Raw genomic sequence first — 15877 nt, 5'->3', positions numbered from 1 at the left:
CGACTATGGCCAGGTCGTGCACCTTCGGCATCGAAGAAGAGTACCTGTTGATCGACCTGGCCACTGGCCGGGTGCCGGTGACCCCGGCGCTGGGCGTGACCAAGCGTTGCCGCGATGCGCTAGGCAAGCATTTTGTCCAGGAGATGTTCCGCAGCCAGATCGAGGTGGCTTCCCCGGTGTTCGGCAACCTTGACCAGGCGCGGGAATTCTTCGCCCAGGGCCGCCAGCGCCTGGCCGCAGCCGTGGCCCAGGAAGGCATGGGCCTGTATGGCGCCGCGAGCCATCCGTTCGCCCAGTGGCACAGGCAGAAACCCGCCGCATCGGCGCATTATCGGCAATTGTTCGATGACTACCAGCACGTGGCGCGGCGCAGCTTGCTCAACGGCCTGCATGTGCATGTGGGCGTGCCGGCAGAATGCGACCGGATGCAGTTGATCAATCGGCTGGTACCCTGGCTGCCGCTGCTGCTGGTGTTGAGCACATCGTCCCCGCTATGGACCGGCCAGCACACGGGCTACATGAGCTACCGCAGGGTGATTTGCGCTGAATGGCCGCACATGGGCTTGCCTGAGCCATTGCCCGACTGGCCCGCCTACGAAAGTTACCGGGCGTTGCTGCAGCGCACCGGTGTGCTGGCCGAGGACGGGGATTTCTGGTGGGCGATCCGCCCCTCGCGACGCTATCCGACCGTAGAACTGCGCATCTGTGATGCCTGCCCCGACCTGGAGGATGCGCTGTGCATCGCCGGGCTGTTTCGGCACCTGGTGGAGCACAACCTCGATCCTGGGCTCGACCGCGCGCCCCCGGCACGGGAGCTGCGCTGGGTAGCGCAGGAGAACTACTGGCGCGCCATGCGCCATGGTCGCCACGGCTCATTCATCGGCCAGCAGCAACAACAGGCGGTGTCTTCCCGGGGCTGGCTCGCCCAGTTGCACGAGGCTTTCCCGGTCGATACGGCAGATGCCGAGCGCTCCCTGCTGCATGCGCGCCGCCTGCTGGACGCTGGCACCAGCGCAGACCGGCAGCTGGCCTGTTTCGAACGTGCACGCGCAAACGGCGCCACAGCGCATCAGGCGCTGCGCAGGGTGGTTGAGCAGGTGGTGGAAGAGGGCGGTAAACAGCGCCCCCATGATACCGCGGCACTTGCAATCGCAGAGGGTTGAACGACAATGGCGGCGCCTTTGCCAGCCACCCGGATGTTCTGCACCATGATCCTTGCCCAGCAATTCCCTGATATTTCGTTGGCCGATACGCTTTTTGTCTTCGCCCTGGAGGCCGAAGCGGGCAGTGTGTTCGCGGGGATGAACACCGTGTTCACCGGCATCGGCAAGGTCAATGCCGCCATCGCCCTGACCAAGGCCATCGCTACGCGCCGGCCCAGGCTCATCATCAACCTCGGTTCCGCCGGCAGCCTGCGCCACGGCAAGGGCGAGGTGGTGTGTTGCACCCGATTCGTCCAGCGCGACATGGACGTGACGCCGTTGGGTTTCGCCCGCTACGAGACGCCGTTATCGGATATCCCCGTGCTGTTGGAGCATGGCGTGACAGTGCCGGGCTTGCCGCTGGAAACCTGCGGCAGCGGGGACAGTTTCGAGATCAACCATGGTGACGCGCCTTATGATGTGGTCGACATGGAGGCCTATGTGCTGGCGTTGATCGCGCGTAGCGAAGGCATTCCGCTGGTCTGCCTGAAGTACATCTCCGATGACGCCGGCAGTGATGCGGCGGGCGATTGGGCGGTGCAAGTGCACCTGGCTGCCGAGGCCTTCAAACGGGTGCTGTTCAGCCAGGGCTGACCGCCGGTCGGTGTTTGCGCGGGCCGAAAAAACCATCGATGCCGGGACTACCTCGAAATGGAAGAACTGCCTTCGCGCTACACAGTCGCGAAGGCTTCTACCTGTTTTCCGCAGAGGACCCGCACCATGCCCAGCAAGCCCCAGGACCAGTTCAGCATGCAAAACCCGCTGACCCAGTATCCACACCCGCCATTCCCGGCCCAAGGCCAGGCTGCACCTGGCCTGGATGCCAACATGCAACCCAAACCCGATCACGGCGAGCACACCTATAAAGGCTTCGGTCGCCTCGCGGGGCGCAAGGCGCTGATCACCGGTGCCGACTCGGGCATCGGCCGGGCCGTGGCCATCGCATTTGCCCGCGAAGGGGCGGACATTGCCCTCAACTACCTGCCGATAGAACAGCCCGACGCCCGCGAAGTGATCAAGTTGATCGAAGCAGAGGGCCGCAAGGCGGTCGCCATTGCCGGCGACCTGAAGGACGAGCACTTCTGCAAGCAGCTGGTCGACCAGGCCCATGAGCAGCTGGGCGGCCTGGACATTCTGGTGAACGTCGCTGGCAAGCAGGAAGCCCGCAAGGACATCAGCCAGATCAGCCACGAGCAGTTCGACCACACCCTGAAAACCAATGTCTACGCGTTGTTCTGGTTGTGCCAGGCCGCCGTCCCGCTGATGCCCGCCGGGGCGACCATCATCAACACGGCCTCCATCCAGTCCTACCAGCCCTCGGCCACATTGCTCGACTATGCCACCACCAAGGCCGCGATCGTTGCCTTCACCAAGGCGCTGGCCAAGCAAGTGATCGAGCGCGGCATCCGTGTCAATGCCGTGGCACCCGGGCCGATCTGGACCGTGCTGCAGCCCAGCGGCGGCCAGCCAGCCGAGAAGATCCCGGACTTCGGCGGGCATACCCCGATGAAGCGCCCGGGCCAGCCAGCCGAATGCGCATCGGTGTATGTGCTGCTGGCCAGCCAGGAGTCCAGTTACATCACCGGTGAAATTTTCGGCGTGACCGGCGGCAACCCGCTGCCATAGGGCGCCAAGGTTAAACCTTCGCGGTCCCCAGCAGTCACTTGTGATATCGGCAGGCAATCGAGGAGCAGGTCCATGGCTAGGGCAATCTGGAAAGGCGCGATCAGTTTTGGCCTGGTACATATCCCGGTAGCGCTCAATACCGCAGTGCGCACCGAGCGCGTCGACTTTGACTGGCTCGACAAGCGCAGCATGGACCCGGTTGGCTACAAGCGGATAAACAAGGTCACCGGCAAGGACATCGACAAGGAAAACGTCGTCAAAGGGGTGGAGTACGAGAAGGGCCGCTATGTGGTGATCAGCGAGGAAGAAATCCGCAAGGCGCGGCCCGAGGCCACCCAGACCATCGATATCTTTTCCTTTGTCGATGCCGGTGATATCCCGCTGCAGCATTTTGATACGCCGTACTACCTGAGCCCGGACCGGCGTGGCGGTAAGGTGTACGCGTTGCTGCGCGAAACCTTGGCCAGCACCGGCAAGGTGGCCCTGGCCACGGTGGTGCTGCATACCCGCCAGCATCTGGCATTGCTACGGCCGCTGGACGAGGCCCTGGTGATGATCACCCTGCGCTGGCCGGAAGAAGTGCGTGGGCTGGAAACCCTGGAGCTCGACAGCAGCGTCACCGATGTGAAGGTGGACAAGCGCGAACTGGACATGGCCAAGCGACTGGTCGAGGACATGTCCGGTGCCTGGAGCCCCGACGAGTATCATGATGCCTTCCGCCAGACCATTCTCGATCTGGTGGAAGAGAAGGCCAGCAAGGGCAAGATCGAGACGGTGGAGAAGGGCGAAGCTGCCGGTGCCGAGAAAAGCGCGGACATCATCGACCTTACCGAACTGCTCAAGCGCAGCCTGGGTGGCAAGGTCAGCGCACCGAGCAAGAAGAAGCCTGCTGCCGAGAAGAAGCCTGCCAAGCGTACGCGCAAGGCGTCATGACCCCTCGAGCGGTGCAAAGCCCTCCAGGTTCGCCAGGTAATCACCAAAGCCCTCGCGCGCGCGGCTGTCGCGGCGGCTACTGGTGGCCACGCTGTGCCGGGCGGTCCAGCTGATCAGCACGCCCAGCGCCTCCAGGTCCCGGACCAGGTGCACATCCTCATGCGCCGGCAATGGCCGGAACCCGCCAATGCGCTGATAGGCCTGCGCGCTTACCCCAAGGTTCGCCCCATGGATATGCCGATGGCCCTCACGGGCTTCGTAGCGGCTCAGGTACAGCTGGCGCAACGCCGCCTTCTGCCACGGCTGCCAGCGCTGCACGTGCACGGTGCCGCACACCACATCCGTGCCGCAGTCCAGCTGGGACACCAGCCAGTGCGGCGGCACCTGGCTATCGGCATCGGTGCAGGCCAGCCAGCTGGCGCCGCGCTCGATCATCCAGGCCGCGCCGGCCCGCCGGGCTTTACCGACGTTACCCGCGTCAAGAGCCAGGGTGTGCACCGAATGGCGCCTGGCCACGGCCGCACTGCCATCGCTGCAGCGGTCCAGTACCACCAGTATTTCAACCTGATGCCCGGCCTGTTCAGCCTGGCGTGCCGCCGCCAGCACAGACTTGAGGCAGCGGCCAAGGCGGCGGGCTTCGTTATGCGCAGGGATAACCACGGCAATCATGGGCAGGTCTCGTCGAGGTCGACCACGCTGGGCTGGCTGGACCAGTACTCCAGCAGGAAGTCCGCCTCCTCATGGCGAAATACCGGGTACAGCGGCAGGTGCTTGGCCAGCATCCGGTGCACTTCGCGGCCGTCCTGCGGGCAACCCGCAATCGGGTGAGTCCAGTGGCATGCCAGCAGGCCGCCGTCGTAGGTCAGGCTGGCCGCCGACTGCTCGATAACCTGCAGCCAGTCGGTGGGATCAAGGTAGTAGCCGATTTCACTCAGCACGATCAGGTCAAACCGCCCACCCGGCCAGTCGCCGGGCAGCCGTGCCGCGTCCACCGAGGCGTGCCGGACGTCGGCCAGGCGCTCGCGGGTCAGGCCCACCGCAGTGGGGTCGATGTCCTGGCACAGCAGATCGGCGCAGCGGTCGGCGAGCAGGGCACTGAGCTCGCCATTGGCGCAGGCGGGTTCGAATACGCGCTGGTAGCACTGGCGCGGCAGGCTGGCCATGACCAGTTCACGCTTGCGCTTTTCGTACCAGCGGGTGCGGAACGCCCACGGGTCGTCGTTGCTGGCATACAGGTCAGCGAAATACTGCGCATCAAGGCTCATGACAACTCCGTTTAAAGAAACACCAGTTCAAAAGGTTGCAACAGGCAGTCACGCAGGTTCGTCGGCAGCACCGGCGGGTTAGTGCCATCCGGCTCCAGCTGGCTGGCGTGGGCGGCCAGGGCCTTGCGCTTGCGCGCCAGGCGGGTTTCATCCAGCTGCAGCCGGTGCGCACGGGGCCACGGCAGGCGCGGGTCGTCAGGCTGCGCCCAGTGCCACGCCCACACTGGCACCTCCGCCAGTTGCACCTGACGGGCGTGCGCGGCGTGCGCGGCAGCGCGGCCGACGGCCTCGTGGTCACAATGTCCATCCCCGCGCCAGGTTGCCATCAGCAGGTCATCGGGCCGCAGCAGCTGGGTCAGGTGGCTGACCAGAAACGCCTCTTCGCGAGGCAGATGGCCGTCCTTGAGGTTGAGTCGGCGCCAGTCCACCCGGCCCAGGTCAAGGTCCAGCTGCTGCAGGGCCAGGCGGCTTTCCTGCGGACGCTGCCGACGCAGGCGATGCTCGCTCCATTGGTTTGATCCGGGATGGCTGCCTTCACCGTCCGTGGCGGAGATCAGCAGCAAGTCGCCTTCGCGCCCCTGGAAATCGGCCAGCAAGCCGCCCGCCATGAGTATCTCGTCATCCGGATGTGGCGCGATCAGCACCAGGCGGCGCCCCGGCGGGCACAGCTGGCGCGCATCGAGCCAGGTGGCGCGGGCCAGGAGTGCCGCTTGCTGCCAGGCTGCCCACGGCGTGCCGCTGCTGGCTTGTATCAGGTTCTCGCTCATAGCTGCCACGCCCCGGCCGGCACTTGTGCCAGCTGCTGCCCCAGGACCGCCAGGTCACGCTCGGCGTGGCTCTGGCGCAGGAATACCGGCAGGTCGGCAATCAAGCGAGCAAAGTGGCTGCTACGGCAGAACGGGGTCGCGCCCAACGCCCGGCCGACATGGCTGATCACTTGCTCCACCGCCTGTTCGACCTGCGCACGGGTGCGCCGCACTTCGAAACTGGCGTCTGCCCCGGGCTGGCGGTCAATCCAGCCAGCGCATTCGCGCAGCGCCGCGCGGGCGCCGAACAGCGCGGCGTCCACAGCACCCAGGTGCGCATCGGCATGCACATCGGGCCGTGGGTTGCGGCAATGCTCGCGCAGGTAGTCCGCCAGGGCTTCTGCCGCACCGTACCAGCAGGCGGCAATGCCCGCGCCGCCGTGCCAGAAGCCGGGGCGCGCCAGGTACTGGCCGGGTTTGCCGATGAGCGTGCCAGGGGTGTTGTTGAATTCGACTTCGACGCTGGCCGTGGTCGCCATGCCCACGGCTTGCCAGTGTTCGATGTTCAACTCCTGGCTGGGTTGCGACAGCTCGATCGCGACCAGCTGCGGTTGCTCCGCTTCGTCCCAGGCGGTGATCAAGGCCCTGTCGATCTGCAAGGCGCCGGAACACCATGCCTTGCGGCCGACCAGACGCACCTGGTCACCCTGCCGCGCGCTGATATGGGCACGTGCACCAGGCGGTTCGGCAGCCCATACACCCCAGATACCGTCTGCAGCGTGATGAGCGGCAGCACATTCGGCGAGTATGGCCAGGGCGTCGGTGTGGCCTTCGTACAGCTTGGCCAGGGCCAGGTCGCAGCCGGCCACCCTGGCCAGGGTCTGCCAGCGGCGAAGTGTGTTGCCCTGGCCCGGCAACGGCAGCAGGTCCAGGTGATCGGCTTGCAAGGCCTGGATAAGCTGGGGCAGTTGCGTGTCCAGGTTCAAAGGCTGCTGCCGTTCACCGAAGGTGCGCAACAGCCGGTCGAGGTTGGTCAGGTTGAAGTCCTGAACGATGCTCATCAGCGCGTCTCCCGGGTCATGTCCATTGGCTGTAACGCCATCATTCGAGGCCCATCTGCTTGCGCATGCGGGCGGTGACCGACTGCCGCACTTTACCCATGTCAGCCCATGGGTCTTCCACCTCCGCCAGGCGCTCGCGCAGGTTGGCGATGTTCCACTGGTTGGCGCCCTTGAGCTGTGTCAGCTCTTCGCGCCATATGGGTACCGAAACCGGCAAGCCCTCGCGGGCCCGAAGCGAGTAGGCGCAGGCAGTGGTGGCACCTTTGCCATTGCGCAGGTAGTCGATGAAGATACGGCCCACGCGGTTTTTGGGGCCGGATACGGCACTCAAGCGGTCCGGGAACAGCTTGGCCAGGTAATTGACAATGGCATGGCTGAAGTCCTTCACTTCGTCCCAGCCGGCCTTGCGGGTCAACGGCACCACCAGGTGGATACCTTTGCCGCCGCTGGTTTTCAGAAACACCTTCAGGCCCAGCTCATCAAGCAGGGTCAGGGTCAGCTGAGTGGCCTCGAGCATGGCTTTCCAGGGCAGCGCGGGGTCCGGGTCGAGGTCCAGGACGAAGCGGTCTGGCTTGTCGAAGTCTTTGTCAGTGCCATTCCAGGTGTGCAATTCGAGCATGTTCATCTGCACGGCGCCGAGCAGCGTGTCCGGGCGATTGATGACCATCGCCGCCTGACCCGCCTCGGCTTTTTCGTAGCTGAGCACATGCGCGATGTGCAGCTGGCCTGCGTTTTTCTGGAAGAACAGCTCGCCCGCCAGCCCGTCCGGCGCACGTACCAGCGCCACCGGCCGGTGCTTGAGCTGCGGCAGGATCCACTGGCTGACCGCTGCGTAGTATTCGGCCACGTCACGCTTGGTGCTGCCGCTGCTGGCATCGATGACGCGGTCGGGGTGGGTCAGGCGCAGGTCGTCAAACTCATCCGCTGCCTTGGCCTTTTTGGTTTTCGGCACGGTCTTGGCGGGCATGGCGCGCTCCAGGTCGATGGCAGTGGCAGGTTTGTCATCGCGCAGGCCATGGAACACCGAGTGACGGACGATGCCCTCCCGGGTCATCTGCGCGTAGGCGACTTCGGCCAGCAACTGTGGCTTCAGCCAGTGCACGCCGCGGGCTTCGGCCCCGGTCGGCGGTTTGGGCAGTGCGGGCTTGGCGATTTCCAGCGGTTCGAGACGGGCATGGATACTGGCAAGCGTGGTGCTGCTGAAGCCGGTACCGACCTTGCCGGCATAGCGCAGCGCGCCGCTTTCATTGTCATGCAGTGCCAGCAGCAAGGCGCCGAAACCGCTACGGCTACCTTTGGGGTCGGTAAAGCCGACAATCACGAACTCCTGGCGTTGCGTGCATTTGAGCTTGATCCAGTCGGCGCTGCGCCGGCCCACGTAGGGGCTGTCCAGGCGCTTGCCGATCAGCCCTTCAAGTTGCAGGCGGCAGGCGCTGTCGAGCAGCGAATCCACCGGTTGGTCGAAGTCGGCGGAGAACTTCAGGTTGTCGGCCTCGTTGTGCTCCAGCAACTGGCGCAGCGCTTGGCGGCGCTCCTGCAGCGGTACCTGGCGCAAGTCACGGCCGCCCAGAAACGGCAGGTCGAACAGGTAATAGGTGATCTGCTCATCGCGCCCGGAGTCAAACGCATTCTGCAGCGCCTGAAAGTCGGCCACGCCGTGTTCGTTGTTGACCACCATTTCGCCATCCAGCCAGGCCGAGTCGACGCCCAGCTCGCGCAAGGCGTTCAATTGCCCCGGCATTTTGGCACTCCAGTCGTGGCCATTGCGGGTAAACAGGCGGATGTCATCGCCTTCGATCCGGGCCAGGATGCGATAACCGTCGAATTTCACTTCGTAGCGCCATTCACCGGTGGGCGGTGAGTCGACCAAGGTGGCGAGCTGCGGCTCCAGGTGGGTTGGCAATGCAGCTGCTTTGCCGGTGCTTGCCCGCTTGCGGGTGGCAGGTTTTCGCTTCGCTGCTTTTGCGGTACTGCCTTTTGGCACCAGGGTGCGGTCGCTGATGACGCTGTCGGGCTGGTCGTCGACGATGCTGTATTCGCTTTCACTGCGGGCCTGGCCGTCGTGCGACTTGACCAGCATCCACTGTTCCTTCTTGCCCGCCAGGCGAGTGCGAAACAGGTTCCATACGCCGCTGAGCTTCTCGCCCTGCAGGCGAAAACGCAGTTTGCCCTTGGCATAGGCCGCCTGCGCATCGCCCTCGGGCTCCCAGATGCCCCGGTCCCAGACAATAACGTCACCCGCGCCATAATGCCCCTCAGGGATGTTGCCTTCGAAGTCGGCGTAATCCAGGGGGTGATCTTCGACGTGCACGGCCAGGCGCCGTACCTTCGGGTCGAGCGACGGCCCTTTGGGGATGGCCCAGCTTTTCAGCGTGCCATCCAGCTCCAGGCGAAAGTCGTAGTGCAGGTGGCTGGCGTCGTGTTTCTGGATGCAGAACTGCAAGGCGTGGGCCCGCTTGGCACGGCGGCGCTTGCCACTGGGTTCAGGCGTGGCGTTGAAATCGCGTTTGCGCGCGTATTCCTCGAGGGGTTTGGCCATGGCGGGCTCCGGGGCGAGTCGCGGTCATATCGTTGGGAGGCGGCGGGGCCCGGCGGAGTTCAAAATATCCGCCGAGGCGAGCGCGCTGAAAAACTATGAATCTTCCTGGGTTTGGTGGAGTCGACCGAAGGTAAGCCAACTGACGGAGACGATCATGTCCAGACCTGATGACCCCAAACCGTATACACCGACCGAAATCGACGACACCGAAGACCGCATGGGCAGCGTCCATGAACTGGATTTCAGTGAGCGCCAGGATGAACGCGAGGGGCGGGTAGGGGATGAGCGCCCGGCAGCCGATGTCGCCCAGGAATTTTCGCCGCGCCGCGTGGCGCAGAGCGGCATGACAGGGGGCGAGGCCTTGAGTGACAGCTTGCATGAGGACAACGTGACCTATGACGACCTGAGCCCCGATACGCTGCTGGACGAGACCGGCGCCCGCGACCCGCATGAGCCTGGCCAGGGTGGCCCGGCGGACGAGGCATTGCGCGAGGTGGATGCTGACGAGATCGGCGGTGGGTTCGGCCTGGATGAAGCCGAGCTGGCCCGTTCCGCACCGCTGGATGGCGAGCCATGGACCGATGATGTGATCGACGAAGACCAAGGGGGCAAGCCATGAGCGAGTTAAGATGCGCGTGCAGTGAATGCTCCTGTACGGTGGATGCCGCCCCTCAGAACGGCAAGGCCTACTGCTGTGAGGCCTGTGCCAGCGGGCACCGTAACGGTGAACCGTGCCGTATGCCGGGTTGCAATTGCGGACAGGTGGCGCAGGTGAAGGAAAGCAGCGTCGACAATGCGCTGGATGAGACCTTCCCGGCGAGTGATCCGATTTCTCCCTGATTCATGCTAGTACTTTGAAGGGCTTGCAGGTGTTTGCCGCAAGATATGCAGCGCCCGTGAGATCGAGCGCCGCCCGCGCGGCGCTCGATTTCATAGGCGACGCAAATGCTGTGGCAAGCGCCTGTTTAGCGCTGCCGGGACTGTTCTGCCTGGCCTTCAATGCGTCTGCCAGATCCCATTACTGCGCTCACACTCGGTACGCGCCTGCCCCAGGCTAGGTGTATCGTAGTAATAGGTCACCACCCGGGCATCCTTGGGCAAGCCAGGCCGAGTGGACGGCTGGTCATTGCCGGCTGCTTCAGGATTGGCCAGCGCCTCCTGGGTCAACGGTGCGATACAACTGCCCACGCTGCCATCGGCGCAACGCGCCACCTTCTGCTTCTGCGCGCTGAGCATGTCCTTGCTCTCGTTGCTGCACGACCAGTTGATCGCTTCCGGCGGCATGTTGCCGAAGGTGTAGCAGGTATGTTGCGCCACCGGTTTCACCGCTTCGCTGGACGATCGGGTGACCACATCGCAGGCCTCGGCCAGCACCTCGCCGCTGGCCAGGCTTGCCAACATCAATGTCATCGTAAAGACACGCATGGGACACCTCCCGGCCACAGGCCGTCATTCACGTCGAAGCTGGTTTGTCGCGCTGGCGCATGGCCTTGGCACATTTTTCCAGCACCACATAGGTGATCACCGCCAGCGCCAAGGGAATCAGGTAATACAAGGTCCGGTAAGCCAGCAGCGCCGCCACCAGGCTGCCCTGGCCCATCTGGCCATGCAGCAACCCCAGAAATACCGTTTCCAGCACGCCCAGCCCGGCCGGAATATGCGCAACCACCCCAGCCACGCAACTGATCAGCAGAATCCCCAGAATAGAGGGGTAGAAGGCCTTGTCGGGCAACAGCCAGTAGATCAGCAAGGCCATCATCGCCCAGTTGCTGGCGCCGAGTGCCACCTGGCACAGCGCCAGGCGCAGCCCAGGCAGGGTCAGCTCGTGATCACGCCAGCGCCAGGTGCGCTTCTTGGCAAAACCACAGGCAAACAGATAGGCAAAGGCGATGGCCAGCAGCGCAAAGCCGATGAATTGCAGGCCCGTAGTGCCCACCGCCCAGTTCGCGGGCAGCTCTACCAGACGCAACGCGAACACACCACCGGCGAGCAGCATGTAACCCATCCAGTTGGTCAGCAGGCCGAGGGTGAGGATGCGGGTGATGGTGGCCGTATCCAGCCCAAGCCGGCTGTACAGCCGGTAACGCAGCGCAACGCCGCCCACCCAGGTGGTGAAGTTGAGGTTGAAGGCGTAGCACACGAACGCGACTGGCAGCACCTGCCGGGCAGGCAACGTGTGGCCGGTGTAGGTGCGTGCCAGCAGGTCGTAGCTGGCGAAGATCAGGAAGCTGCACAGCGCCATCACCAGGCCCACCGCCAAAACGCCAGGCTTGTAGGCGAACAATGACTGGCGCACTTCGCCCCAGTCCAGATTGCGTGCCAGCATGAACAACAGCACCGGGATCAGCACCACGAACAGCACGGTGAACAGGCGTTTGGCCCAGGTTTGCCAGCGCTTGCGCTCCATCAGGTATTGCCCTCGTGCAGGTTGCCTTGGGTGTGGACTTGCGCTTGCAGCGATTTCAGGCGTTTGCGGTGCGCCGGCAACCAGCCGGCAATGCGCGGAAAATGCCGAACTACGTGGAAGCACAGGAATATCAGCGGGGCCCGCCACCAATAGCCGCGGATCATGCGTTCCAGGGTCACCGGCTTGCATTGCTCGCTTGCCAGCGTGCGCAGGTGCTGGTGCAGCTGCTGGTTGAAGGCACGGTCGCGGATGAACAGGTTGGCCTCCAGGTTCAATGACAGGCTCAACGGGTCCAGGTTGCTGGAGCCGACGGTGGACCACTCATCGTCCACCAGCGCCACCTTGCCGTGCAGCGGGCGCTGGCAGTATTCGTGAATGCGTACGCCATCGCGCAGCAGGTAGTTGTACAGTAGCCGTGAAAGCGCCCGCACCCAGCGCATGTCCGGCTGGCCCTGCATGATCAGGGTCACCTCCACCCCCCGGCGGGCGGCATTGCGCAGCTCGCGCAGCAGGCGGTAGCCGGGGAAGAAATACGCATTGGCGACCACGATGCGCTGGCGGGCAGCGCGCAAGGCCTCCAGGTACTGCGCTTCGATGGCGGTGCGACGCTGCCCGTTGTCACGCTCCACCAACACCGCAGTTGTTTCGCCGGTAGGCGCGGTCACGGGTCGCACCTCGCTGGGGGGTTCGAGCACAGGCGACATCAGGCGTCGGCTCACCGCATGCACTTGCGCCACCACTGGGCCGGTGACTGCGACGGCGTAGTCCTGCTTGGCCATCGGCCCATAATCGCCCAAGTGATCGGCGCTGTAGTTGATGCCGCCGATGAAGGCCAGCTCGCCGTCGATGACCACAATCTTGCGGTGCAGGCGCCGGAACAGATTGGTGCGCATGCCCGCCAGTTTCGGCTGGGGGTCGAACAGGTGAAAGCTGACCCCGGCATCGGTCATGGCCGCAATAAAATCGTCGGGCAGATCCGCCGTGCCGTAGCCATCTGCCACCACCTCGACCCGCACGCCGCGGCTGGCAGCCTCGATCAACGCCCGCTGCAGCTGCTGGCCGACCTTGTCGTCGAAAATGATGAAGGTTTCCAGCAGGACTTCTTCCCGTGCCTGGCCGATGGCGTCGAATACACGGGGGTAGAATGCCTCGCCATTGATCAACAGTTCCACGCTGTTACCGTCTACCCAGGGTCTTTTCACACAACGATCTCCGCAGCCAGGGGGGCGTGGTCGGACAGGTGCGACCACGGATAGTTGGACAACACCTGGGCCTTGCCAGGCATGGCGTTGCGCACATAGATCCGGTCCAGGCGCAACAGCGGCATGCGCGCCGGGAAACTGCGCGCCGGGGTGCCGAACCGCTCGCCAAAGGCTTCGACCAGGCGCTGCGACAGCACTGCGTCCGCCTTCAGCCGCCAGTCATTGAAGTCGCCGGCAACAATCACCGGCGCTTTTGGCGGCAGGCGGTCAAGCAGTTCGAGCAACAGCTTCACCTGGCTTTGCCTGTGCGCTTCGCGCAGGCCCAGGTGCACGCACACCGCATGGACCTGTTCGTGGCCTGGCACTTCCAGCTGGCAGTGCAGCAGGCCGCGCTGCTCGTTGCCGTGTACCGACACGTCGAGGTTGTCGAAACGGGTAATCGGAAACTTGGAAAGCAGGGCATTGCCGTGGTCGCCGTGGGGGTACACCGCATTGCGCCCGTATGCAAATTGCGGCCACATGCTATCGGCGAGAAATTCGTACTGCGGCGCCTCCGGCCACGCTGGGTGGCGTACAGCATGCTGCTGGTGGCTGCCATGCACTTCCTGGAGGAATACCAGGTCTGCACCGGTGGTACGCACGGCTTCGCGCAGCTCGGGCAGGATGAAGCGCCGGTTGAAAAAGGTGAAACCCTTGTGCACGTTGAGGGTGAGCACGTTCAGCCGGTGTACGGCGGTAACTTTGTCGATGATGCAATGGGGGGCAGGCAGGGTCCTGTTCACAGCGGCACCTCCGGCGCCACGCCGGGCTCGGTCATCAGCGGGTGGTCCAGGTGCAGCTTCTCCAGCAAACGTCGCGCATCGTAGGGCGCATGCACCTTCTGGTCGTTGTCGAAGTAGCAGTAGACATCCCGCGAAGCACGCCGAGGCGGCGGGCCCGGGACGATCAGCTTGGCATCATCGGCCTGGCTGCCCTGGCTCCATTGCTGAATCCGATGCTTCCAGCGCCGCAGCGCGCGCACCGTGTAGCCGCTGCTGTACAGTTCGACATCGCCGTGCAGGCGCATGTACATGAAGTCGGCCGTGACATCTTCCACGTACGGCCACTTACCCGCGCTGTCGGCAACCACCAGCGCAACGTGGTGCTTGCGCAACAGCTTGACGAAGGCTTCGCACAGGAAGCTCTCGTGGCGTATTTCCACCGCATGGCGCAGCCGGTAATTGCCTTGGATGGCGGTGCCGCCATTCCCTTGCAGGCGTTCGGCGCAGCCCTCGGCACAGGCCCGCGCAGCTGCAACATCGCGGGGTAGCAAGTCAAGAAACGCGCTGAAAAGCGCCTCGTCGAACTTCATGTTGGGTGGAAACTGCCAAAGAAACGGCCCTAGCTTGTCACCGAGCAGCAGCGGGCCAGACGCGAAGAAATTGGCAATCGGCTGTTCGATCTCCCTCAGCCGGCGTATGTGGGTGATGTAGCGGGGCGCCTTCACCGAGAACACGAAATCCTCAGGCGTCGCGTGAGCCCAGGCCTGGTAACGGTCAGGCGTTTGCAGGCTGTAGAACGACCCGTTGATCTCGATGGTGTTCACGGCTCGAGAGGCAAACGCCAGCTCATCGTCCTGGGGTAGCCCCTTGGGGTAGAAATCCTTGCGCCAAGGGCCATAGCGCCAACCTGAAATGCCGATACGCACTTCGCTCACGCTGCCTCCTCATGATCGTCGTTGCCCGGTTCATCAATTGCGACACGTGCAACTGCACAAGGGTTCAAGGGTGAAGATCGACGGCGCGCACGGTCGCGGATTGAACTTTGCCGTCACGCGCGATTCCACCCTTAAGCAGCCCAAGCCTGGCGCTACGGGGAGGACCGACAGCATGAAATTCGACCGTTTCGCGCAATGGCTGGCGAATTGTGCGGGTCGCCCGCAAACCTTCGCCATCGCCTTTCTGTTGATACTGGCTTGGGCAGTGACCGGCCCGCTGTTCGATTACAACGATACCTGGCAGCTGGTGATCAACACTTCGACCACCATCGTCACATTTCTGATGGTGTTCCTGATCCAGAACACCCAGAACCGCGACAACGACGAACTGCACATCAAGATCGACGAACTGCTGCGCACCACCAAGCGTGCGCACAAGGCATTGCTGGACCTGGAAGACATGGACCCGGCCGAGCTGCACGCCCTGCGCAAGCAGTACCAAAGCATGGGCAAGCTCGACCCGCATCAGGCCGACCGCCGGGACCCACCCGGTGACTGAAGGCCTGCCCGATTCACCGGAAGAAGCACTGCCAGACCCTGGAGGCACGCATGGCCAGACATATCATCCACTTCACCGGCCCGATCAATTCATCTACCTGTGGCAACCTGATCAATACCTGCTCCAAAGCCATGCAACAAGGCGCAGATCTGCTGCAGCTGAACATCGCCACCATGGGCGGGGAGTGCAGCTACGGCTTTACCCTGTACAACTTCCTGCGCGGCCTGCCGATTCCGTTGCACACCCATAACCTGGGGACGGTGGAGTCCATGGGCAACATCCTGTTCCTGGCAGGCGAGCACCGCACTGCCTGCACCCACAGCAAGTTCCTGTTCCACCCGTTTCACTGGACTTTGCATGGCTCCGTGGACCACGCCCGCATGGCCGAGTACGCCATGAGTCTGGACTACGACTTGCGGCTGTATGCGGAAATCGTGGCAGAGCGCACCCAGGGCAGCAGCGAGGTGCTGGATGTACCGCGCTACCTGATGGCCTACCCGCGCATACTCGGCCCGCAAGAAGCGCTGCAAAGCGGCATGATCCATGCCATCGACGAGATGCCGCTGGCGTCGGAGGTGAGCCAGTGGAGTGTGCATGCCTGAGGCCAGCCACTGGCTCGTAATGCCGTACTGACTGATGTG

18 protein-coding genes are annotated in these 15877 nt (G+C 63.8%); 8 read left to right on the top strand and 10 right to left on the bottom strand.

The genetic code is table 11. The features are described 5' to 3' along the window. Positions 1 to 5 precede the first annotated feature (5 nt). The 4 genes from AC5O5I_RS14105 (at position 6) to ku (ending at position 3761) form a co-directional block, all read left to right on the top strand. On the top strand, positions 6 to 1163 hold the full coding sequence (locus AC5O5I_RS14105) for a carboxylate-amine ligase (RefSeq protein WP_494510970.1): 1158 nt from the start codon (positions 6 to 8) through the stop codon (positions 1161 to 1163). A gap of 45 nt (positions 1164 to 1208) precedes the next feature. Next, a complete protein-coding gene (locus AC5O5I_RS14100; protein ID WP_172227403.1) occupies positions 1209 to 1796 on the top strand; it encodes a 5'-methylthioadenosine/S-adenosylhomocysteine nucleosidase family protein in 588 nt (195 codons plus the stop codon). Between the two features lie 126 nt (positions 1797 to 1922). Next, positions 1923 to 2828 (top strand): SDR family oxidoreductase, encoded by a 906-nt coding sequence (locus AC5O5I_RS14095; protein WP_172285351.1) that lies wholly within the window; start codon positions 1923 to 1925, stop codon positions 2826 to 2828. A gap of 72 nt (positions 2829 to 2900) precedes the next feature. Continuing rightward, a complete protein-coding gene (gene ku / locus AC5O5I_RS14090) occupies positions 2901 to 3761 on the top strand; it encodes a non-homologous end joining protein Ku (RefSeq protein WP_494510969.1) in 861 nt (286 codons plus the stop codon). Here ku and AC5O5I_RS14085 read toward each other — a convergent pair. From AC5O5I_RS14085 to ligD, 5 genes are read right to left on the bottom strand one after another with little or no spacing between them, the layout of a single operon-like run. Further along, positions 3756 to 4430 carry a glycosyltransferase family 2 protein gene (locus tag AC5O5I_RS14085; RefSeq protein ID WP_494510968.1) on the bottom strand — a complete coding sequence of 225 codons (675 nt, stop codon included), beginning with the start codon at positions 4428 to 4430 and terminating at the stop codon, positions 3756 to 3758. The two genes, ku and AC5O5I_RS14085, sit on opposite strands and share 6 nt — an antisense overlap. Beyond that, the gene (locus tag AC5O5I_RS14080; protein WP_494510967.1) at positions 4427 to 5026 is read right to left on the bottom strand and encodes a class I SAM-dependent methyltransferase; all 600 of its coding nucleotides are present in this window, start codon (positions 5024 to 5026) and stop codon (positions 4427 to 4429) included. The genes AC5O5I_RS14085 and AC5O5I_RS14080 overlap by 4 nt, the downstream gene beginning before the upstream one ends. Positions 5027 to 5037: 11 nt before the next feature. Beyond that, on the bottom strand, positions 5038 to 5793 hold the full coding sequence (locus AC5O5I_RS14075) for a PIG-L deacetylase family protein (RefSeq protein WP_172227413.1): 756 nt from the start codon (positions 5791 to 5793) through the stop codon (positions 5038 to 5040). After that, positions 5790 to 6833 carry an acyl-CoA dehydrogenase family protein gene (locus AC5O5I_RS14070; protein ID WP_494510966.1) on the bottom strand — a complete coding sequence of 348 codons (1044 nt, stop codon included), beginning with the start codon at positions 6831 to 6833 and terminating at the stop codon, positions 5790 to 5792. Before AC5O5I_RS14070 ends, AC5O5I_RS14075 begins: the two co-directional genes overlap by 4 nt. Before the next feature lie 40 nt (positions 6834 to 6873). Beyond that, positions 6874 to 9372, bottom strand: a complete 2499-nt coding sequence (ligD, locus tag AC5O5I_RS14065) for a DNA ligase D (protein WP_494510965.1) — start codon at positions 9370 to 9372, stop codon at positions 6874 to 6876. Between the two features lie 154 nt (positions 9373 to 9526). Between ligD and AC5O5I_RS14060 the strand changes: the two genes are divergently transcribed. Continuing rightward, positions 9527 to 9991 (top strand): phosphotransferase system, HPr-related protein, encoded by a 465-nt coding sequence (locus tag AC5O5I_RS14060; protein ID WP_494510964.1) that lies wholly within the window; start codon positions 9527 to 9529, stop codon positions 9989 to 9991. After that, complete coding sequence (locus tag AC5O5I_RS14055) at positions 9988 to 10212, top strand: metallothionein (protein WP_172233836.1); 225 nt, start codon at positions 9988 to 9990, stop codon at positions 10210 to 10212. Before AC5O5I_RS14060 ends, AC5O5I_RS14055 begins: the two co-directional genes overlap by 4 nt. A 156-nt stretch (positions 10213 to 10368) precedes the next feature. Here the strand turns inward: AC5O5I_RS14055 and AC5O5I_RS14050 are convergent, their stop codons facing one another. From AC5O5I_RS14050 to AC5O5I_RS14030, 5 genes are read right to left on the bottom strand one after another with little or no spacing between them, the layout of a single operon-like run. Continuing rightward, positions 10369 to 10797 (bottom strand): hypothetical protein, encoded by a 429-nt coding sequence (locus AC5O5I_RS14050; RefSeq protein WP_172233703.1) that lies wholly within the window; start codon positions 10795 to 10797, stop codon positions 10369 to 10371. Between the two features lie 28 nt (positions 10798 to 10825). Next, positions 10826 to 11779: a lysylphosphatidylglycerol synthase domain-containing protein gene (locus AC5O5I_RS14045; protein ID WP_494510963.1), complete on the bottom strand. Its 954-nt coding sequence runs from the start codon at positions 11777 to 11779 to the stop codon at positions 10826 to 10828. Continuing rightward, positions 11779 to 12981, bottom strand: a complete 1203-nt coding sequence (clsB, locus tag AC5O5I_RS14040; protein WP_172230805.1) for a cardiolipin synthase ClsB — start codon at positions 12979 to 12981, stop codon at positions 11779 to 11781. Before clsB ends, AC5O5I_RS14045 begins: the two co-directional genes overlap by 1 nt. Next, positions 12978 to 13763 carry an endonuclease/exonuclease/phosphatase family protein gene (locus tag AC5O5I_RS14035; RefSeq protein WP_172230802.1) on the bottom strand — a complete coding sequence of 262 codons (786 nt, stop codon included), beginning with the start codon at positions 13761 to 13763 and terminating at the stop codon, positions 12978 to 12980. The genes clsB and AC5O5I_RS14035 overlap by 4 nt, the downstream gene beginning before the upstream one ends. Further along, positions 13760 to 14677 (bottom strand): DUF72 domain-containing protein, encoded by a 918-nt coding sequence (locus AC5O5I_RS14030; protein WP_172230799.1) that lies wholly within the window; start codon positions 14675 to 14677, stop codon positions 13760 to 13762. The genes AC5O5I_RS14035 and AC5O5I_RS14030 overlap by 4 nt, the downstream gene beginning before the upstream one ends. A 172-nt stretch (positions 14678 to 14849) precedes the next feature. Here AC5O5I_RS14030 and AC5O5I_RS14025 point away from each other — a divergent pair, with 172 nt between their 5' ends. Both AC5O5I_RS14025 and AC5O5I_RS14020 read left to right on the top strand, forming a co-directional pair. Further along, the gene (locus AC5O5I_RS14025) at positions 14850 to 15236 is read left to right on the top strand and encodes a low affinity iron permease family protein (RefSeq protein ID WP_172230796.1); all 387 of its coding nucleotides are present in this window, start codon (positions 14850 to 14852) and stop codon (positions 15234 to 15236) included. Positions 15237 to 15274: 38 nt separating this feature from the next. After that, complete coding sequence (locus tag AC5O5I_RS14020) at positions 15275 to 15838, top strand: ATP-dependent Clp protease proteolytic subunit (protein ID WP_372242461.1); 564 nt, start codon at positions 15275 to 15277, stop codon at positions 15836 to 15838. Positions 15839 to 15877 lie beyond the last annotated feature (39 nt).

Source organism: Pseudomonas sp. 9_2_1 (assembly GCF_059295275.1).
The sequence above is the reverse complement of the archived record's forward strand: the minus strand, read 5'-3'. Positions and strand labels throughout refer to the sequence as shown.